This is a genomic window from Natronosalvus vescus (assembly GCF_023973145.1).
Classification (GTDB): domain Archaea; phylum Halobacteriota; class Halobacteria; order Halobacteriales; family Natrialbaceae; genus Natronosalvus; species Natronosalvus vescus.
Genome location: NZ_CP099546.1, coordinates 2,436,190 through 2,456,594 on the forward strand (window position 1 = coordinate 2,436,190; position 20,405 = coordinate 2,456,594).

General features: G+C 62.6%; 18 protein-coding genes and 1 tRNA gene. 7 read left to right on the forward strand and 12 right to left on the reverse strand.

The window, feature by feature from the left end; all coding sequences use genetic code 11:
- Positions 1–629: 629 nt before the first annotated feature.
- The 5 genes from NGM68_RS11655 to NGM68_RS11675 form a co-directional block, all read right to left on the reverse strand.
- Entirely contained in the window at positions 630–2,294 is a 1,665-nt protein-coding gene (locus NGM68_RS11655; protein WP_425493565.1) for a DUF7845 domain-containing protein, read from the reverse strand.
- A gap of 393 nt (positions 2,295–2,687) precedes the next feature.
- Complete coding sequence (locus NGM68_RS11660) at positions 2,688–2,894, reverse strand: sigma-70 region 4 domain-containing protein (RefSeq protein ID WP_252698298.1); 207 nt, start codon at positions 2,892–2,894, stop codon at positions 2,688–2,690.
- Positions 2,884–3,252, reverse strand: coding sequence for a hypothetical protein (locus tag NGM68_RS11665; RefSeq protein ID WP_252698299.1), 369 nt, complete (start codon positions 3,250–3,252; stop codon positions 2,884–2,886). The genes NGM68_RS11660 and NGM68_RS11665 overlap by 11 nt, the downstream gene beginning before the upstream one ends.
- On the reverse strand, positions 3,249–3,485 hold the full coding sequence (locus NGM68_RS11670; RefSeq protein ID WP_252698300.1) for a DUF7563 family protein: 237 nt from the start codon (positions 3,483–3,485) through the stop codon (positions 3,249–3,251). Before NGM68_RS11670 ends, NGM68_RS11665 begins: the two co-directional genes overlap by 4 nt.
- A 168-nt stretch (positions 3,486–3,653) precedes the next feature.
- A tRNA-Tyr gene (locus NGM68_RS11675) sits at positions 3,654–3,727 on the reverse strand.
- Between the two features lie 117 nt (positions 3,728–3,844).
- Between NGM68_RS11675 and NGM68_RS11680 the strand changes: the two genes are divergently transcribed.
- From NGM68_RS11680 to ftsZ, 3 genes are all read left to right on the forward strand, one after another.
- Entirely contained in the window at positions 3,845–4,411 is a 567-nt protein-coding gene (locus NGM68_RS11680; protein ID WP_252698301.1) for a double zinc ribbon domain-containing protein, read from the forward strand.
- Between the two features lie 215 nt (positions 4,412–4,626).
- A complete protein-coding gene (locus NGM68_RS11685) occupies positions 4,627–4,806 on the forward strand; it encodes a ribbon-helix-helix domain-containing protein (protein ID WP_252698302.1) in 180 nt (59 codons plus the stop codon).
- 2 nt (positions 4,807–4,808) lie between these two features.
- Complete coding sequence (gene ftsZ, locus NGM68_RS11690; protein WP_252698303.1) at positions 4,809–6,008, forward strand: cell division protein FtsZ; 1,200 nt, start codon at positions 4,809–4,811, stop codon at positions 6,006–6,008.
- 400 nt (positions 6,009–6,408) lie between these two features.
- Here ftsZ and ncsA read toward each other — a convergent pair whose 3' ends face one another.
- From ncsA to NGM68_RS11710, 4 genes are all read right to left on the reverse strand, one after another.
- A complete protein-coding gene (gene ncsA, locus NGM68_RS11695) occupies positions 6,409–7,377 on the reverse strand; it encodes a tRNA 2-thiolation protein NcsA (RefSeq protein WP_252698304.1) in 969 nt (322 codons plus the stop codon).
- 206 nt (positions 7,378–7,583) lie between these two features.
- Complete coding sequence (locus NGM68_RS11700; protein ID WP_252698305.1) at positions 7,584–8,963, reverse strand: TIGR00341 family protein; 1,380 nt, start codon at positions 8,961–8,963, stop codon at positions 7,584–7,586.
- 195 nt (positions 8,964–9,158) lie between these two features.
- Entirely contained in the window at positions 9,159–9,917 is a 759-nt protein-coding gene (locus NGM68_RS11705) for a universal stress protein (protein ID WP_252698306.1), read from the reverse strand.
- Between the two features lie 297 nt (positions 9,918–10,214).
- Positions 10,215–10,976, reverse strand: a complete 762-nt coding sequence (locus NGM68_RS11710) for a lysophospholipase (protein ID WP_252698307.1) — start codon at positions 10,974–10,976, stop codon at positions 10,215–10,217.
- A gap of 235 nt (positions 10,977–11,211) precedes the next feature.
- On the opposite strand from NGM68_RS11710, the gene NGM68_RS11715 reads away from it, so the two are divergent.
- Positions 11,212–11,895: a DUF7095 family protein gene (locus NGM68_RS11715; RefSeq protein ID WP_252698308.1), complete on the forward strand. Its 684-nt coding sequence runs from the start codon at positions 11,212–11,214 to the stop codon at positions 11,893–11,895.
- Positions 11,896–11,947: 52 nt separating this feature from the next.
- Here the strand turns inward: NGM68_RS11715 and NGM68_RS11720 are convergent, their stop codons facing one another.
- Entirely contained in the window at positions 11,948–12,844 is an 897-nt protein-coding gene (locus tag NGM68_RS11720; protein WP_252698309.1) for a class I SAM-dependent methyltransferase, read from the reverse strand.
- A 162-nt stretch (positions 12,845–13,006) separates the two neighbouring features.
- Positions 13,007–13,870 (reverse strand): hypothetical protein, encoded by an 864-nt coding sequence (locus tag NGM68_RS11725; RefSeq protein WP_252698310.1) that lies wholly within the window; start codon positions 13,868–13,870, stop codon positions 13,007–13,009.
- A 326-nt stretch (positions 13,871–14,196) separates the two neighbouring features.
- Here NGM68_RS11725 and NGM68_RS11730 point away from each other — a divergent pair, with 326 nt between their 5' ends.
- Both NGM68_RS11730 and NGM68_RS11735 read left to right on the forward strand, forming a co-directional pair.
- Complete coding sequence (locus NGM68_RS11730; RefSeq protein WP_252698311.1) at positions 14,197–15,003, forward strand: hypothetical protein; 807 nt, start codon at positions 14,197–14,199, stop codon at positions 15,001–15,003.
- Between the two features lie 166 nt (positions 15,004–15,169).
- Positions 15,170–15,985 carry a hypothetical protein gene (locus NGM68_RS11735; RefSeq protein ID WP_252698312.1) on the forward strand — a complete coding sequence of 272 codons (816 nt, stop codon included), beginning with the start codon at positions 15,170–15,172 and terminating at the stop codon, positions 15,983–15,985.
- 293 nt (positions 15,986–16,278) lie between these two features.
- Here the strand turns inward: NGM68_RS11735 and NGM68_RS11740 are convergent, their stop codons facing one another.
- Positions 16,279–17,148, reverse strand: coding sequence for a deoxyribonuclease IV (locus tag NGM68_RS11740; RefSeq protein WP_252701422.1), 870 nt, complete (start codon positions 17,146–17,148; stop codon positions 16,279–16,281).
- A 291-nt stretch (positions 17,149–17,439) separates the two neighbouring features.
- On the opposite strand from NGM68_RS11740, the gene uvrA reads away from it, so the two are divergent.
- Positions 17,440–20,391: an excinuclease ABC subunit UvrA gene (uvrA, locus tag NGM68_RS11745; protein ID WP_252698313.1), complete on the forward strand. Its 2,952-nt coding sequence runs from the start codon at positions 17,440–17,442 to the stop codon at positions 20,389–20,391.
- The last annotated feature ends 14 nt before the right edge of the window (positions 20,392–20,405 follow it).

Here is a 20,405-nt window from a genome sequence, read left to right on the forward strand (position 1 = left end):
CGAGTTGGGTTAGTACTTCATAGGGAGAAAGGCCGTGCTGATTCGCGATCTCGGTAGCCAATTCGATTGCGTGGCTTTCTGTCGGGGTTCTCTTATTCTTTCGAGCAAGTTCAACCAGAGCCTGTACAATGAGCAAGTCGTCTTGTGGATGACGCATGATAGCTGCTTTTGGCCGCCCCTTTACTGATAAACCCTCGTAGGACAATTCGGCAATCATGCCTAGCGAGGTACCAACACTAGCGACTGGGGGTATGAGCCGTCCGTTTCCAGCCGATTGACCAAACCTCGAGCGCGGCGCGCGTTCTGCGCGCCGCAAGATTACCCTGCCCCCTTAGGGGCACTTACCGTAGGGGTGCTTGACAATGGCGGTGGGCGGGACAACCGCTGAAACGCCCGTATTCGCAACCCACAACCCCGCTATTCACGGTCTTCCTCGTGCCCCGAGACGGCGAAAACTGGCCGATTTTCGGCGCTCACCGTTCGTATACACCTTGGTGTAAGTGAAATTGCTACCAGAAACACAATGTGTTTGATTGGAATGTAAGAACTACTGTCAAAAACGGGTGAAAAGAAGGACAGAGACCGAATGCTGTAGCTATCGACCGGGCAAACCCAGGGTGGTTCCGGGCCTACCGGAGTCGATCTGGTAGCGGATCAGCCCGAACGCGGATGTCGCGATCGTCGAGCCGCTGCCGGTCGTACTCCTGGGCGATGTCCGCGAGCGACGCACTCAGTTCCATGAGGTACATGAAGCCGATCTCACCACCGTTGCTGGCGTCCCTGGCGGCTTCCTCGTCGGGTGCGTCCGAATCCTCACCCGAGTGCTCCTGTTGCTCCTCGCGGCGCTCACGGCGCTCGTCCGCCCGCTCGTTCATGTCTTCGGCCATGTCGTCGGGACGGACTTCGCGAACGATCTCACGAGCCCGCTCGAGGACAGCCTGGCTCACGAATACCACCAGGACGGGATTCCCGAGCCGCTTCACGACACCGGCCTCGGACAGCCGGGCAACGTGGTAGCGGATCGTCGACCTCGCCAGCCCAGTGCGCTCCTCGAGGCAGTCGTAACTCGCGCCGGTCTCCTCGCTGATCACCCGGAGGATGTCGTAGACGGACGTCGTCGACTCTTTCAGCGCCTCGCGGTAGATCTCTGTAGCCAGATCCTCGTACCGACGTCGAAGCATCTGTCGGCGGCCTGTCGGCCGCTCGAAGCTGAACGGCGCGGCAACCGGCCCATCAAAGTAGTCGTCGCCCACGAGGTCAGACCGGCGGATTCCGGCCCATTGCGCATGCGTCGCGACGACCGTACGCAGGTGATCCATTACCTCATCCCAGTCGTGAATGTGAGGTAGCTTTCCGCGGTCGACACCCGAAAACGACGCCTCGAGCTTCGGATGGGCGAACGGATCGCTCCGCGGACGCTCGTGCCAGTCTTCGATCTGGTAGATTTTGAGCTCGGTGCTGTATCGTTGCGGATCGAACCCCAGCAGGTTCCACCGATCGCTCTCGACGATCGCCTCGAGCCAGCCTTCTTTCACGCGGCGCTGTCGAGCGTCGATCTCGGACTCGCCACCCCAGTCGATGAGCTGCTTGGACTGGTCGATCGTCTCGACGGCGGCGGCCTTCTTCTCGAGGCTGAACCGAATATGTGCTTCGGCTTTCGCCATTCGACGAGAGTCAAAAACACGGCTATCCAGGTCGAGAGCGTCGTCACCGTAGATTTCCCGGAGTGCATCGTACATGCGGTTCTCGATTTGGAATGGATCTTCAGCCCACGTCGTCCACCCGATCACGCGGGTTCCCTCGCCGTGGGGGCACTCGAGCGGATCACCCGATTTGTACACCATGTCCTTATACTGGGGCATGATCTCGACGTGCAACGCTATCGCGGGCTTTCGAAGCGTTGGCTCGCCGTTGTCGTCTACACCCCACTCTCGAAGCTTGATGTGCTGTTCGTAGAACGCTCTGTAATCGTCTCCGTGGCCGGTACCGGCCTTCCAGCGTGAGGACGTGAGTTCGAGCGCGTAGTCACCTTCGGGCAACCAGTCGGCCTCGAAGTCGTCCACGGCAACGTGTGGCTCGTTCTCCGGGCTCCCAACGTTCTCTCGCCAGTAGTCCAACGCTCGAGCATACAGGGTGCCGCGTTCGCCAGCTGGCTTTCCCCGATCGCGTCGCTCGAGGTCGGCGAAATTGTTCATGACACCCGCGCCGTGCGCAACTGGCTCGGGGAACGTCTCCTGACATGTACCGGTGACGTTGCTGTAGTCTTCCGGCCCAACCGGATTGTCGACGCTCACAGCGGCCCACCTCGAGCACGGCGAACGTCTCGAATACAGTCTGTACAGAGGCGACGGAGCCCATCAACGGGTTCATCACAGCGTTCACACTCGTTGTTTTCGACGAGACGGCTCACTGGGATCGACCCCCGTTGGATCGATCATTACCCGTGTGTAGTGTCCAACTCTTAGGTAGGGCCTTACCAGACCCTACTAATGTTGGCACAGTCATTATAATCGAACAGTCCTCGGAAACAGATGTTGTGGAAAGTATCCTCTGTCCGGATTGTGGCGAGGAGAATTGTAGCACCCTACTTGAAAAAGGAGGGAAAATAGCGCTCAAATGCACTAATTGTGACCATGATTGGATTGTGAAGCGTTGAACAGTGCCGCCCGTGCAGTGATCGTTTTCGTTCACGCAATCCCACCTCCGTCCTCGAGGCGGGCTTCAGCACGCGCGAGTAGGTTCCCGATCGTGCCGGGCCTTCGGTCGGTTCGGCGAGCGAACTCGCGAACGCCGACGTCGTTCTCGCGACAGGCGACGTACGCTTCGCGTTCTGCGTCGGTGAGTGGCGAGAGATCCGGCCCAAAGTCCACCAAGCTGGCTTGCTCACTCGACACGCTCGCTCACCTCCCGTTCCGGCGTTGCAACGTGGCGAACGTGTCCGTCTGAGAAACGTACCTCGACACCTCGCCAACCGTCGACGAACCCATTCCCACCTTCGCCGTGGATTCTCAACGGCATCACGATCGGGTACGGATGACGATCACACTCCCAGCCGAACGTCACCAGCTCGTCGAAAGCGACGGCCAGCCGAACGTTGACGAGGTCGGGCTTCGCAATGCGCTGAGATCCTTTCGTCTTCGGGACGGGATGACCACATTCAGCGCAGATCGGGATGCCGTCGACGTCTCGAGCGGGTTCGCGCACCACTGTGGGCGGCATGATCCCGTAGCGGGACAGTCCGGCGCGACTCAAGGCGACTCACCCCCGTGACGACCGGGCGACGTCTCTGGATCGGGAATCGCGACGTCGACACCCGCTCCGCTCCCGCGGGACAGCCGTCGGTAGGAATCGCACTCGCCACAGCGGTGGGCGCGGTCGCGATCGTCACCGAACACCCGAGTGAACTGGGTGGTTACGTGGGCTCCACAGTGACGGCAGGTCGATCCGCTCGAGGGCGACCAGTGGCTTACTGCCACGATGACCACCTCGGATTTCCACTCCTAATTTTACGTGAGGGAAGCGACCCGCGACTTGTTTCACGTTCAAATCCACTTTTCGCCCCTGTTCGCGCAAAAGTGAATCTGCCGGTAGAGGTCGCATTACCTCCGTATACATAGGAATTCCTCTCTGCTACAAAACGGCTGGATAGGAAGTCCGCTCTCCCCGATTTGAACGGGGGGCAAGTCGATCTACAGTCGACTGCTCTACCAGGCTGAGCTAAGAGCGGTCACTCATAGGTAGCAGACGAAGCCGGTATAAGGGTTATTATTTGCCCCGTGAGAGACTCGAGTCAGGCCCGAGGGAAGTTTCATATAGGATGCGTAATAATATGGTCGGTAACGGTATGGGAAAGATCACGTTCCGCGCAGACGACGACCTCGTCGACGAACTCGAGGCGTTCGACGCCTCCAAGAGCGAGGTCATGCGCGAGGCACTGCGAACGTACCTGGACGAACACGCGACGGGCGACGTGGAGGTACGTTCGGCGAACGAGACTGCCGGTGAGAGTCTCGACGCCATGCTCACGGAACGGATCGATACCCTGATAGCGAACAGACTGGGGGAGCAACCGACGCCACAGGCCAACGGCCAGGACGTCAACGTCACCATCTCCCTCGAGGGCGATGGTACGATCTCCTCCGCCCGCGCGAGTGACGATCGAACGGCGGCCGACCCACGGGCGTCACCAGCACGTAATACGTCCGAGCAGAGTCAGGCGCAGTCGCGTACGTGTGGACAGTGTGGAACCGGCCTCGCGTCAGATCACGTCTTCTGCCCGAACTGCGGGGAAAAGGCCACGCATCGCGTGTTCTGTGACTGCGGGGACGAAGTACGCTCGGACTGGGCGTTCTGTCCCGGCTGCGGCCGGCGAACACCCGCAGCAGACGTGCTCGACTCGAATCAGCCGTGACTGTCATACGATCGCGATAGTCGTAAGACGAAAACAGTCACTTGCTCCGATAGTTTTATTATGCAATAGCCTGTTGGCTTCAGTCGCGTAAGACGATTGTCTTACACCGGGTGGGAACCACCCTAAAACCGCCATACCCTGGCTGGTTTTGTGTGTAAGACGCGTTGCGTCTGACAGGGGCGCGCGCCGTCTTACCTAACAAGGGGAATACAACAATGGAGCGTGTGACACTGCGAATACCGAAACAGCAGATCGAGGAAGTCGAACAGCTGGTCGAGACTGGCGAGTTTCCAAATCGGAGCGAAGCTATCCGTTCGGCCGTTCGAGAAATGATTAACGAACAACACGATGGTCGCCACGACCAGCCCGGAAAACGTGGCTGGGCGAAGGTGTAACGATGCAGGATATCGTTCAAGACGCCCTCGAGAACGCCGAACAGGAAGCTCGAGATATGGACGCGTCACTCGATGGAGACGAGTTCGGGGATCCCCGGATCGTCATCATCGGCTGTGGTGGTGCCGGGAACAACACCATCAACCGCCTGTACAACATCGGTGTCGACGGCGCGGACACCATCGCCATCAACACCGACAAACAGCACCTGAAGATGATCGAAGCCGACACGAAGATTCTGGTCGGCAAATCGCTCACGAACGGGCTGGGGGCCGGTGGCGATCCGGACATGGGCGAGCGTGCAACCGAGATGGCCCAGGGCACGATCAAAGACGTCCTCGGCGATGCCGACCTCGTCTTCGTGACTGCGGGTATGGGCGGCGGTACCGGTACCGGCGCTGCCCCGGTCGCGGCGAAAATCGCGAAAGAACAGGGCGCAATCGTCGTCGGGATGGTCTCGACGCCGTTTAACGTCGAGCGTGCGCGGACGGTCAAAGCCGAGGAAGGCCTCGAGCGCCTGCGCGAGCAGGCCGACTCGATCATCGTCCTCGACAACAACCGGCTGCTCGATTACGTCCCGAACCTGCCGATCGGCAAGGCGTTCTCGGTGATGGATCAGATCATCGCCGAGACCGTCAAGGGTATCTCCGAGACGATCACCCAGCCGAGCCTGATCAACCTGGACTACGCGGACATGTCCACGATCATGAATCAGGGCGGCGTCGCAGTGATGCTCGTCGGAGAGACCCAGGACAAGAACAAGACCGAGGAGGTCGTCCGCGATGCGATGAACCACCCGCTGCTCGACGTCGACTACCGTGGCGCGTCGGGCGGACTGGTTCACATTACTGGCGGCCCCGACCTCACGCTGAAGGAGGCCGAGGGCATCGCAGACAACATCACCGAGCGCCTCGAGGCCAGTGCAAACGTGATCTGGGGCGCGCGCATCCAGGAGAACTACAAGGGCAAGGTGCGGGTCATGGCGATCATGACCGGCGTCCAGAGCGCCCAGGTACTCGGGCCGAGCACCCAGAAGCAGGCCGACAAGTCGCGTGCCAGCCTCGAGGGGCTCTCGGACGCTGACTTCGACGCCAGCAAGAACGTCTCGAACCAGCAACCCACCGGCGCCACGGGCTACGGTGCCCAGAGCGACGGTGGCCGTGACGAACTCGAGCGCAACAACGGCCTCGACGTTATCCGGTAACGAACTGACGAGTACGGGAGTTGACTGCTCCCTGCACCAGCATCACCGTGCAGTCACGATCACGAAACGCGACGGCTGGTTCGTGCGGCGAGGTGGACACACCACGTCCGCACGACCGCTGACACACCAACACCACCGACAACGGCCGTCGCTTTTCCTGCTTTCACCCACCTCGAGTGGCGACCATACCCCGTCCGGTGCACCCTGACGGTGTTTGAGCTGTACACGCGGAGACCCGCTTCTCGAGCGGACGCCCGCTGATACTCGAGTCCGTCGAAGCGGCCAGCACAACGATCGCCGATTCGAACAGAAACAGATTGACCATCGCACCCGCGTAAACACAGGAATAGACCTCCACACCCGCGTAAACGCTGGAGATATCACCTCGATCCACGGGATGTCAGACCGCGTGAATCGCCTCGAGCAGCGAGCACTTGCGACAGATATCGCGCGTCGTCGTCGACCCGCACTCCGTACACGCCTGCAAGTCGACGTCGTCCCCGTCCTCGGCGTAGCGGTCGGCGACGATACCGGCGAGTTCTTCGTAGCCGGAGATGATCGAGTGGCGCGTCCCCGGATGGTTGTCCTCGAGACCGTAGAGGATCTGCTGGATCTCCCCGCGGTAGGCTTCGCTCGAGTGTGGGCACTCGGTGATGTGAGCCGGCAGATCCCGCAGGTGGGCGTAGAGGGCGACTTCTTTCTCGGGCACGTCTCGGAGGGGTTTCGCCCGGGGGACGAACGCCTCCTGATCGCTGCGTTCGGAAAGCGGGCCAAGACTGGCGTCGAAGTGTTTCGCGATCTGGGCGACGTCGCCCTCGAGGATGTTCATCAGGGCGGTCTGGGCCTCGTCGTCGAGGTTGTGACCGGTGAGCATGAGGTCGGCGTCGAAGCGGTCGGCGTATCCCGAGAGCAGGTCGCGCCGGAAGACGCCGCAGTAGGCACAGGCGGCCATGTTTTCGGGGTCGTCCTTGACGACGTCGTCCATTCTGACGTCGAACTCCTCCTCGTAGCTGACGACCTCGTGGCGGATGTCGAGGTCGTCGGTGAGTTCGAGGCAGGCGTCCAGGCTCTTATCGCGGTAGCCCTCGATCCCCTCGTGGATCGTGAGACAGACGAGTTCGATCCGGGGATCCTCGTGAAACGTCTCCGAGAGGATCTGTGTGAGGACGACGCTGTCTTTGCCGCCCGAGAGCCCGATCACCCACGTCTGTGGGTTCTCAGGTGTGGCGTCGCGCGGAACCAGGTCGTCGCGGCGAATCCGCCGCCGAACCCGTTTCTCGACGGACTCGAGGAAGTGATCTTCACAGAGGTGGGCCCCCGAATAGGCGGCGTGCATCACCGCGGGTTCCGCACACCGGTTGCAGTTCATCGACTCGAGGTAGCGCGCTCGGGGGGAAACGCGTTTCGCTCTCGAGTTCGATCCCGCTCATTTTCGAGTCCGGTCACGCTCGAGTCCCACCCACTTTGCGCTTCAGTCACGCTCGCGTGTCGTTCGGAGGCGTCGCACAGGGCTCGAGAGTAGTGCCGACCGGGCACTTCTCCGTAAAACGGTGTCGTACGACCGGCCGACGACAGTCAGGCGTGTTCCGTTCGTGTGACGACGACCACGTCCATCGCGTCGGCTCGATCGGTATCCGATAGCTGGCCTGCGGATTCCCCACCGTCGCCTCCCCGCTCTGCAGCGATCACGAACCGAACCTCGACGACCGGTTCGTCGGTGTGCATCGCGACGGCGTCGTAGATGCGGTCGGCCAACTCCGGCACCTGGCCGGGGTCGGTGCCGGAGACGGTCACGACGACGCGATCGATCGACCGAATCGGGTAGTCGTCGTCGAGTCTGACCTGGACGGATTCGACCTCGAGATCGTCGTATGCGGGCTCCTCGAGCGCTGCCTCGATTTCTTCGTCCGCGGTCGACGTCAACTGTGTCGCGTGGAAATCGAGCATGGTCACGCTGAGCAGCGGTGCGGCGAGGACGACCAGCCCGATACCGAAGATCGCCGCGTACGTGTAGGTTGGTCTGCGAGTCGGTGAAACCTCGAACAGTCCCTGCGGCCGGTAGCCGGCAATCCACAGGGTGACAAGCGCGGCGAGATTGATCGAGAGGAGGTTGACGACGACGAGGAGTGTCGCTCCGGCCGCTGCCCCGTACATCCCCCAGGCGACGGTGATGCCGACCGCGGCGGCGGGCGGGATGAGCGCTGCGGCGATCATCACGCCGACGATGGCTTCCGAAAAACCACGCGTCAGGCTCAGTATGCCGGCGACGCCGGCCCCCAGCGCGACGAGCAACGAGAGCAGGTTTGGGGAGACCCGTTCTTGCAATTCTGCCACGACGACGATGTCCACGCCACCCGGTTCGAGCCCGGCGAGACGGGCGACCGTGGCGAGGCCAACCGAGGCGGCGACGACGATGGTGACGCCGGCGACCTGATAAGCGAAACCGGTCGACCTGAGGTCGTCGTCGCCGGTGACGATGCCGACGTTTGCAGCCAGGGCGGGTCCGATCAGCGGGGCGATGACCATCGAGCCGACCACGACTGCGGGCGAGTCAGCCAGGAGCCCCGCCGTTGCGACGACAGCGCTGATGAGTAACATCGTGACGTAGATCGAAAACGTCGGGGTGAGTTCGTCGGCTTTCCGCCTGAGCACCTGCCGAGAGGTTCGCTCGCCTCTCGTACCGCCGTGACTGTGGTGGTCGAGCAAGTCGTCGAACTGCTGGGAGATGACCGTCTCGGCGTCGACGACAACGACGCGGGCGTCGTCGATCCCGGTGCGGTTCAGGCGGTCGAGGACGGGTTCGACTGCTCTGGTTGGGAGCGGGAATCGAACCACGGCGGTGTAGCCTCGCCCGCTCGTTTCGTCGCTGACGACGTAATCGATACCCTCGTCCTCGAGAATGTCCAGGACGCCCCGTCGATGTCCCTCGGGTACGGCGATCTCCAGGTAACGCATGGGGAGCCAACTACGGGGAGGGGTATATGAGTAGGGCCGGAGGCGAGGGGGTGGAGCCGGAAACGAGGAGGTGGGGTCGGAAACGACGGGGTAGGGCCGGAAGCGAATGAGTACGGCCGAGGAGTCTCCATCGACTCGCCACACTCGACGTCGTGGCGTCCGTCCAGGGCATCCCCAAGACGGGTTCAGCGACTACTACCGTTCGTCGGTCGACCCGGTATCCGTCCCGTTCGATTCGAGATAGGAGCCGCGAACCACGATGACCGGATCGACCGATCGCCTGGCGATCCGGTCGGCTCGATCCCGGAAGATCAGGCGTCGAATCGAGGGTCGGCTTTCGCCGACGACGAGCAGATCGTGATCGGCGGCGGCGTCGAGGATGGCATCGGTCGGCTTCCCGTCGTCGACGACCGTTCGGATTCGGTCGCGTTCGATCCCGTTTTCTTCGAGGGTTGACGCTGCCATCTCGAGGGCGGCTTCCCCTTTCGCTCGCTCGTCGTCGCTCGAGACGACGTGGAGGAGCGTCACGTCGATATCGGTATCAGTGAGGACGGTCGCAACCAGTCGAGCGACGTGGTCGACGTTGACGTCGCCGCGGATCGCGACGAGCATCGTCTCGAGAATCGGGGCGGGGTTCAACAACAGGATCGAATCACAGTCCAACTCGAGTGCGACGCGTTCGAACGTCTTGAACCGGTCGCGAGTGAACACGAGTCGGGTGGTGACCGCACAGCCGGCGGTTTCGAACACCTCCTGGAGTTTTTCGAGTTCCGCACGAGCCTGCGCTTCGAACTCGGATTGGGCTTGCTCCGGTGTGGTCTGGTCGGGAATTTCGTGATAGCCGAGTACAACGACCGGTACCGAGGCGAACGCGTCGACGATCGACGCCGGAACACTCTGGCCGCCGAGAATATCGACCGGGACGAGGATGCGGTGGTCGTGTGGATCAACCATTGGAAACTACCTGCTGTGGGTGAGCGACAGCACGTACCCCACCGATCCGGATTATCTTTGGGGGTCGTTCAGCGGGTGCTTGCGAGCCGGCAGCCGAAACCCGACGGCCGATTTCGTCGTCCTCGAGCCGATCATCCTCCTGCCCTGGTCGACAGGAGCGGGTGCCCCATCGAGAGCGGTGCGACACGGCTACGAGCCGGGTTGACGGAGTTTCGGTGACCTCACCAGTGTGGTCTGGGCTCCGTGATCACCAGTGTTGTCTGCGCTCCGTACTGCCGACGAATGCGACGACGTTCGTTATTCGGCCTCGAGTTCGGCAGCCTCGGCGGATCCCGGCGTCTCGGTCGGCACGACGTGCTTCGATTCGATCGCGTCAGCGCCGGCCTCGAGGGCGGCCAGCAGGAGGTCGACGTACTGGTCGCGAACGCTCGAGGAGAACAGTTCGTGGCCCCCGTCGTAGAGGACGACGTGTTCCGGCGGGACGCGCTCGCCGATGGGTCGAAGGTCGATCACGGTGTCTCGAAGGGAACAGAAGACGACAGCGTCGTGATCGATGTCGAGCAAGTCGGCCTGTGCACGACGGGTCTCCCGAAGGAACGACGGCGAGACCCACTTCGGGCTGGTCGCCAACTGGTGATCGGACGCGAGATCCCCGATCGTCGCTTTCGACACCTCACCACGGGGCAAGAACGGAGCGCTGGTCGGGATCTGGGCGGCGAGATCGATGACGACGTCCGGGTAGTCCTCGTTGTAGCCCCACCACGGACTCAGATAGACGTGGTTTTCGGCACCATCGAGCGCCTGCGCAATGAGCGAGCCGGCACTATGGGCGAGCAGCTGGTACTCCTCGAGGTCGATGACGTACTCGGCGACGGGCTCGAGCCAGTCGGCTTTGAAGTCGTCGATGTTCGTCGGGATCTCGAAGGCGTGGACGCGGTAGCCGGCGTCGGCGAGCGTCCCGATGAGCCAGCTCACGTTCTCGTGTGTCCAGCGATTTCCAAGACCCATGACGAACACGAGATCCGTCTCACCGTCCTCGTTGAACAGTCGATGTCTCATACCTCCACGTTCGCTCGGAACGGATAAAAACGTAAGCGGTTCAATCTGTTTGCTGTGCCGGCAGATCTGACCTGGGTTAACCAGTCCGGTTTTCACTCGAGTACTCTCGAAACAGTCGTAAACCAGCGTTTACGCGTTTTTCTCCTCTCGTCGAACGGGGCCACGTTTCACCCTCGAGACCACCGCCACGGCCGAGAGGAAAACCGTTTTGCGTTCGTCGCCCGACGGTTCACCAATGAGCGGAAGTGGAAACGGGAACGGATTTTCGCGCGAGGCGGCGATCAACCGAATCGAACGGTTGGTCGATACCGTCGAATCGGAGCTGTTGTCCGTCCCTGTCCGAGAGGTGTGGGTGTACGGCGACCTCGCCCTCGGCCTCGATCCCGTCGACCGACTCGATATTTACCTGACGAAGGATATATTGATGCGGGACGACCCGGACGCAGCGGGCGAGTTCGAACGGTCTCACGGCGTAAAAGGCGTTGGTAAATCGGTTCGTGCCGAGTGGGCACGCACGCACCCCGAGTATCTGCGGGCGAACGCGAACGGGCACGCCGCGCCGGAAAAGTGCCTGGCAGCACAGCTCCTCGAGGGCGACGACGGGAGCGGGGAAGCGATCCACCTCGAGGTCTGTAACGCGAGCTTCGAGGACAACGTGACCCAGCGGTTACGCGGGGCGCAGTTGCGGGAGGATTATACCCAGTTGCTCGACCCCCGCGGGGTCTGTCTGTGGGCCGACGGCGTCCGCAGCGAGGAGGCCATCCGAAAACTCCGGGAGAGCGAACTCGCCTTCCCGACGCTTTCGGCGGCGCTCGAGATGCTCGGGATGGACGAGGCAGAAGCCGGGGAGGCCGCACGCGCCGTCCACGCCTGGCGGGACGAACAGGAGGGCGTGACGGTTCGGGGCGACGTCATCTGACTTCGACATTCTCGCTCGCGCGGAGACTCGAGCGATACTGCCCTCTCACTCGTTAGACCCGTCCGACCGTCACGAAAAACGGCACCGTTTCCGTTCGGGCGTACGCCTCCGTTTGCATCTGTTCGATGACCGTCCGTCCCATTTTGCGCCAGTCGCTCCGGAGGTCGTCGTACTCCTCGCCGGTCAGATCGCTCTCGAGCATCGTCGCTCGGTCGTCTGCCAGCCCGGCACCCGTCGCTTTCCGGCGGGCGACCTCGAGAGCGTGCTCGTCGTACGGCGCTTCGATCGAGCGGTCGTGGTCGTATCGGTGGCTCGAGACGGCCTCGAGGCCCACGTCCGTGAAGACGGCTCGAGCATCGGCGCCGAGGGTAACGTCGGTTTCGACGCCCGCGAGGTAGGCCCGCCGCGCGCGGCGCTCGAGGGTGGCTTCCGTGGGAACGGTCGAGTCGATCCGGACGGCCCCGTTGTCCGGTTCGATGGCGGCGACGACGTCGCTCGAGACGCGGGCGAACTCCCGGACGGCGGCCGCCGGGTCGGGGAGGTTGATCAACAGCGCCTGGCAGACGACCAGGTCGAAGGTATCGTCTGCGAAGGGGAGTCTGGTAGCGTCGCCGGTGACGACGGGCGTCGGTTCCTCGAGTGAGTCGTCCGACTCGGCATCGTCCGCCAGTTCGTCGACGTCGGCGTTGGGATTGGTTGCGGATCCACTCGACTCGAGGTGACTCGAGGGCGGCATCCGGGCGAACTCGAGCAGCGCCGGGTCGGCGTCACAGCCGACTACCTCGCCAGGACACTCCTCCCGGAGGACGCGGGTGAGTTCGCCGGAGCCACAGCCGACGTCGAGCACCCGGTCTCGAGACGGGAGACCGAGCGGGGTGAGAGCCTCGCGGGAATCGGCCCACATGCCCTTGCGAGTCCGGCGAAGGTAGGATTCGGAGAACGCGCGCACGGCTTCGATTTACGGACGGGCCGTAAAAAGGGGTGCGGGTTCGGGGTGGCGGCTGGTACCGGGGTCTTCCACCACCCGAGCGGTTGGCTGTCAGCAGCCGTTGATCCTCGAGTGACGTGTCGTCGTCGACGATTGCCACCTCGCGTGCCTCGTCGTTACTGCTTACTCGCCGAAGGTGTCCTCGACGTACTGGGACGCGGCCTCGAGGGTGCCCTCGCTCATCTTGGTGGTGTGTTCCCAGGTGTGGACACCCTCGACGCCATCGTGGCGATAGAAGTCGGCGTGGTGGCCACAGCCGGTTCCCGAAAATCGGGTGTCGTTATCGGTTCCCTCGGTGCCAGCACCCGCGTAGGCGGTCGCCATCGGTGACACCTCGCGAACGCCGTCCTCGAGTTCCCGAACAGTACCGAGGCTGTGATCGCAGCCGACGCCGACGACCGTCCTGGCTGCTGCCGGCGAGAGGAACGTATGTAATACCTCGTGAATCGCGATATTGACCGTCACCGCGCGGGTATCCCACATTTCTGTCGCGCCGATGTTGGCGACCGTCACCGCGTCGCCAGCCCGTCGACCGACTCGACGGTACGCCGATGGTGTCGTCCCGTAGCCCAGGTTTGAGTCGAACGGCCGCCAGGCTAGCAGCAGGTGACAGCCGGTTCCGGTCAGCGTTTCGCGGTGCTCGAGGTGGCGGTAGAACCTGTCGGTCATCGCGGTCACTGGGTCGACGTCTTCGGTGTCGGTGTGATCCGTTCCGTCTTCGAGCCCTGGCCCAGTCGAGAGATCCACCGGGGTCATCGGCTCAACCCGCCAGTAGACGCGGTCGAAACTCGTTCGAGTCTCGATTTCGGACGCCAGCGTTCGCATGGCATCGCTGACTCCCGTGACGGCCTCTCGGTGGGCGCTCGGCCAACCGGTGAGCGTCTGGAGACCGCCCGTCTCGGGATAACACCGGACGTGGAGCGTCACCGCGTCGCTCACCGCCGAGTGGGAATCAGCTGGGGCACCCCTATCGCTGCCAGTGACCATGCTCGCATACGTGCTCGTATGGCGGCGATAAAATGACTGTGGCTTACTGGGCGTCGATAGAGATAACTACATAGTTTGTAGTTGGATAATACAATTTTAACAGTTATGGGTATTGTTGCTCTAGAGGCGTCAAAAACGCTCTCTAACGGAAAATATGAAATTCATGATTATTATTAATGCTATTTATTTCCCTACGAAGCCTATAATCATTCGATTGTTATGATTTCGACAGTCGCTTTCGAGCACATGGTATCGGCAATAGACCGACACAACATTGAGGTGGGACGATGACCCTTGCCTCGTCGACGAGGTCCGTTGGCCACCGTATGTCGAACTCCGCCAGCCACGGAGCCACTCGAGCACGGAAGCCAGCGTTCTACCTCCTCACGGCAGCGTTCTTCGCGTTCCTGCTGTTCGCGTTGCGGGAGTCGATGGCGATGCTCCTCACCGCCTGGACGTCGGGCTACGCGTTCCCGGCACACCGCGTCCACCACGTGATGATCGGGGGCATGCTCACGGTGTTCACCGTGCTGATCGCGGTGCAGCTGTTCCGGCCGACGAAGCGCGTCGGCGCGCTCCAGGCCGTCGTCGCCTTCGTCATTGCGGCGTTCGCGCTCACGCTCGTGGCCTCGGGCGTCGCCGCCGCGGGTGAGATCATGGCCTTCGTGATTCCTGTACTGCTCATCGCGCTGTTACACCCGGCTCGCGATCAACTCGTCCCCAGGCTCGAGCGCGTCGACCGACGCCTGCTCGCTCTCGGTGGGATCGGTGCGATCGGCTTCGGTGCCGTCGCCGTCGCCGAGTATCTGCGCCACACGGGTCCGGGCACCGAACACGTGCTGTTCGGCCACCACGAGTTCCTGCTGTTCACCATGGTGTCGATCGGCCTGTTCGCCATCCTGGGTGCGCTTCGACCGACCGGCTGGCGCGCCCTCGTCTACAGCGCGGCCGCCCTGGCGATCCTCTTCGCCATTGCGTCGCTCGCGTATCCGGGCATCGAGCAGGGCTCGAGTCTGGGCACCATTGGCGCGCTCGCGGTCATCGCCTGGGCCGTCGCGTACGTCGGCTTCGCGGAGTCCGTGGAGCGTGAGGACTCGAGCGAGTCCGACCGCCGCGTCGCCACGACGGCGTGAACGGGGCGTGTGATTCCTTTTTTGTTGGTGGTTCCGCAGTCGTGTCGCTGATCGTGTATCGGTCTGCCAGTAGAGTGGTCTAACCCAGACTGTGAATCTGGTAGCGGTACCTCCGGCCCACCGGAAATTGGGAGGTTTTTTGTGCGTTACCTGTATGCTAGCCGTCATGAAGCCACCCTCCAGCGGAACCACCGGTAGCAGTCCGCCCTCGATTGCCGACCTCCTCTCCCTTACGTCCGCACATCTCGACCGCCTCCTCGTACTGGCACTCGTGCCGCTGGCGACGTCGTTGCTCAACGTCAGTGATCTGTTGGCCACGGCGCAGACGCGTGGGATGGCCGTCAACGCCGCGTTCCCGTTCTACCGGTACGATCTCTGGAGCTTCGTCGACGCACCGGACGGTGGCGGCTTCACGGTTTCGGTGCCGTTCGGAACGATGGAGTCGGTCACACTTCTCGTCCCACTACTCGTGACGTACCTCATCGTTTCCGGTGCGCTCAGCGCGGGGTACTTCGGAAGTATTGCGTCCAGCATCACGACCGGCTCCTTCGATTTCGCTGCCAGCCTGCGCCATTTCGCCGTTCGGATGATCGCGCTGGAGGTGCTCGTCATCGTCGGGTTGCTCGTTGTCTTCTTCCCGTTGCTCGTTGTGCCACCCCTGTTCGTCCTCGCCCTCCTCGTTCTCTTGGTCGTCGCGTACTTCCTGTTCCCGACCGTGTACGTGCTTGTGCTGGAAGATCGCGGCATCGAATCCGCCCTTCGACGAGCGTACGACCTCGTTAGCGAACACCAACCGATTGGGGTGTTCCTGGCACTCGTTGGTGCGACGCTCATCTGTTCGATCCCGCTGAGTATACTGGCGTTCTCCGGGCTTGGTGGCGCGATCATAGCGGCGGTCGTCGCCGCACCGATCAGTCTCGCGTTCAACGTCGCTACCGCACTGCTGGTGGCCGAGATGGCCGATCTCGAGGTCGTCGCGTGAGTTCTTGAACGCATCGGCAGGTGTCGGTTCATCCCGATTCACCCATAGATCGACTCGTGGCCTCCATCCATTCCACGTCGGTGACGGTGCTCGAGGCTCGTGGCTCACGTCGTTCTCAGATCGGTCACCCGTGGCGGTAGAAATCGCGCAGTTCACGGGTCACTGCGTTCCCCCTTCGCCATTCCGCGAAACTACGTTTCGCGGGTCGCGGTGCTCCCCGCTCACCATAACGTGACAATACGAGTCACGCAGCTCACGGGTCGCTTCGCTCCCCGTTCGCAACCTCGAGATTCTTACGAATCTCGCAGCTCCTTCACTTTCGCAATATTCCACGCAAACCCTTTCCCATCCTCGGTGGGCGTCTCGAGCGCATACGGCAAATCCCGAAGCTCGGGATGGTTGATGATCGCCGCGATCCCATCCTCGCCGATGTAGCCCTCGCCGATGAGCGCGTGTTCGTCCTTGTGGGTACCCACGTCGTGCTTCGAATCGTTCAGGTGGATGTACTCGAGGTGCTCGAGGCCGACCACGTCGTCGAAGCGTTCGACCGTCTCGTCGACGGATTCGGGCGTCGTCAGATCGTTCCCCGCCACGAGGGTGTGGGCCGTGTCGATACAGATCCCGATCTCCTCGTCGGTTCGCTCGATGATCCCCGCAAGGTGTTCAAACTCGCCGCCGAGTTTCGTCCCCGACCCCGCGTCGGACTCGATCAGGATCGTGACGTCCTCGGGGACGTCCAGCGCGTCGATCACCTCGGCTGCGTTGTCCAGGCCGCCCTCGACCCCAGCACCGGTGTGGGCCCCGAGGTGGACGTTGACGTACGGAATTCCCAACTGGTCGGCGGCGTCGAGTTCGGCCTGCATCGAGGCCATCGACTTCTCCCGAAGGCCCTCCTTGGGCGTACAGAGGTTGACCAGGTACGCCGAGTGAATCACCCACGGCCCCTCGAGCAGTTCGTCGGTTTCCTCGCGGAAGCCGTCGGCGGCCTCATCACTGATCTCTGGCTGGGCCCAGACCTGCGGCGAGGTGGTAAAGATCTGGCCGCAGTTGCCGCCGAAGGTCATCTGTCGATGGACGGCGTTGCGGATGTCGCCGTAGGGCGGTGTCTCGTCGTCGGATGAAACGCGCGATCCGGAGATGGATACGTGTGCGCCGACCTGCATTGTCATGTTCGAGTGTATAGAGCGGGTCATGAAAGGCGCTTCGAAGGCGGCCAGGTGGTTGGGTTGGTGGGCACTCGGATTGACCGATTGCTGGCTGCCCGCTCGAGGTGGCTGTGCAGGCGGTTCGCGTCGGGATCTGTGAGGACTCGCACCCATACACGCCAAGCGTTCCGTGCTAGCACGTATCGGGAAGGTACGCTATCAGACGCGTTAAGTCGCTTCGGCCACTGATGAACGCACAATGAATCGACCCGTCGAACGACCGCGTCACCACTCGAGACGGAGCGGCAAATGAGCAAAGACCACATCACCGTCCGCGGGGCACAGGAGCACAACCTCAAGGACGTCGACGTCTCGATTCCGCGCGAGTCGTTCACCGTCGTCACCGGCCTCTCGGGGTCGGGGAAATCGTCGCTCGCGTTCGACACCGTCTACGCAGAAGGCCAGCGCCGGTACATCGAGAGCCTCTCGGCGTACGCCCGGAACTTCCTGGGCCAGATGGACAAACCCCAGGTCGAGAACGTCGAGGGCCTCTCCCCGGCGATTTCGATCGACCAGAAGAACGCGGCGAACAACCCACGGTCGACGGTCGGTACCGTCACCGAGTTACACGACTACCTGCGCCTCCTCTATGCCCGCGTCGGCACACAATACGACCCGATCACGGGCGAAGAAGTTGGCACCCAGAGCGCCCAGGACATGGTCGCCCAGATCATGGATCTCCCCGAGGGCACCCGCGCGAAGATCGCCGCCCCCGTCGTCCGCGACCAGAAGGGCGCATTCGAGGATCTCTTCGCCGAACTCGTCTCGGAAGGCTACTCCCGCGTCGAAGTCGACGGCGAGGAGTGGGATCTGGCCCTCGAGCAACCCGATCTGGACAAGAACTACGACCACACCATCGACGTGATCGTCGACCGCGTGACGATCAGTGAGGAAGCACGCCCCCGGATCACCGACAGTGTCGAAACCGCGCTCGAGGAGGCCGATGGCGTCCTCAAGGTCATCATCCCCGACCCCGGCGATGACATCGACCTGGGGTCGAATACGCGCTCGACCGGCGACCTGGCCGGCGACGGCGACGAGCGCCTGACCGTCGAGTTCTCGACGGCGCTCGGCAACCCCAACAGCGACTTCCAGTTCAGCGAGATCGAGACCCGCAGTTTCTCGTTCAACAGCCCTCACGGTGCCTGCCCGGAGTGTGAAGGACTCGGGAAGACGAAGGAGGTCGACGAGGATCTCGTCGTCCAGCATCCCGAAAAGCCGCTGAAGAACGTCTTCGAGGCCTGGAGCTACAACCGTTCGTACTACCGAACCCGGATCGACGCCGTCGCGGAACACTTCGACGTCAGCCTCGACACGCCCTGGAAGGAACTCGAGGGCGACGTCAAACGCCAGTTCCTCTACGGCACCGACGACCAGGTCGTGTTCAAGCGCCGGACGAAAAACGGGATCCGCCGGAAGACCAAGCGCTTCGAGGGCGTCGTTCCGAACCTCGACCGCCGGTACCTCGAGACCGACTCCGACGGCACCCGCGACCACATCGAGAAGTACATGGCCGTCACCGAGTGTCCGGCCTGTGACGGCTCGCGGCTCAAGGAGCAGTCCCGGCACGTCCGCGTCGCCGGCACCAGCCTCGACGAGATCAACCGCCTGTCGATCGGGGACGCCCTCGAGCACTTCGAGGGACTCGAGTCCGACCTCTCGGGCCGCGACCTGACCATCGCCGAGGAGATTCTGAAGGAGATCCGCGCCCGCCTCGGCTTCATGTGCGAGGTCGGTCTCGAGTACCTCACCCTCGACCGGGAAGCGTCGACGCTTTCTGGCGGGGAGAGCCAGCGAATTCGGCTCGCGACGCAGGTCGGTTCCGGCCTCGTCGGCGTGCTCTACGTACTGGACGAGCCCTCGATCGGGCTCCACCAGCGCGACAACGATCGGCTGCTGGATACGCTCTGTGAGCTTCGGGACATCGGCAACACCCTACTCGTCGTCGAGCACGACGAGGAGACGATGCGCCGGGCCGACACCATCATCGACATGGGGCCCGGCCCGGGCAAGCGCGGCGGCGAGGTCGTCATCAATGGGCCGCTCGAGGAGGTCAAAGCCTGCGAGGGCTCGATCACGGGCGAGTACCTCTCGGGGCGCAAGGGCATTCCCGTCCCCGAAACGCGACGCGATGCGGACGGGGCGCTGACGATCCTCGGCGCTCGCCAGCACAACCTCAAGGACGTCGACGTGGACATCCCGATGGGTTGCTTTACGTCGATTACCGGGGTGTCGGGCTCCGGTAAGTCGACGCTGATGCACAAAGTCCTCTACAAGGCACTGGCCCGCCGGATGAACGACAACACCTCTGTAATCCCGGGCGACCACGACGACATCCAGGGCCTCGAGGAGATCGAAACCGTCCGGCTGATCGACCAGTCGCCGATCGGTCGCACCCCGCGCTCGAACCCCGCGACCTACACCGGCGTCTTCGACTACATCCGGGAACTGTTCGCCGAGACGAAACTCGCTAAACAGCGCGGCTACGAGAAGGGACGCTTCTCCTTCAACGTGAAGGAAGGCCGGTGTGCCGAGTGTGGCGGTCAGGGGACGGTCAAAATCGAGATGAACTTCCTCTCGGACGTGTACGTCCCCTGTGAGGCCTGTAACGGTGCCCGGTACAACGACGCGACGCTCGACGTGACCTACAAGGACAAGACCATCGCCGACGTCCTCGAGATGTCCATCGAGGAAGCCTACGACTTCTTCGAGTCCTCGAGTCGCCTCCGGCGTCGTCTCCAGCTATTGAAGGACGTCGGCCTCGAGTACATGAAACTCGGTCAGCCCTCGACGACGCTTTCGGGAGGGGAAGCCCAGCGGGTGAAACTGGCCGAGGAACTCGGCAAGCGCGATTCAGGCAACACCCTCTACCTGCTCGACGAGCCGACCACGGGGCTGCACTCCGAGGACGAGCGCAAACTCATCGACGTCCTCCATCGGCTGACCGACAACGACAACACCGTCGTCGTCATCGAACACGAACTCGACCTGGTCAAAAACGCCGACCACGTCATCGACCTCGGCCCCGAAGGTGGCGAGAACGGTGGCGAGGTCGTTGCCACGGGTACGCCCGAGGAGGTCGCCCACGTCGAGGGCTCCTACACCGGACTGTACCTCCGTGATCTCCTGCCCGACGTCGATCTCGAGGGGCCACGCGGCGAGCGCGCCGAGCCGATGACCGCACCGATGGACGACGACTGATCCTCGGTTCCTTT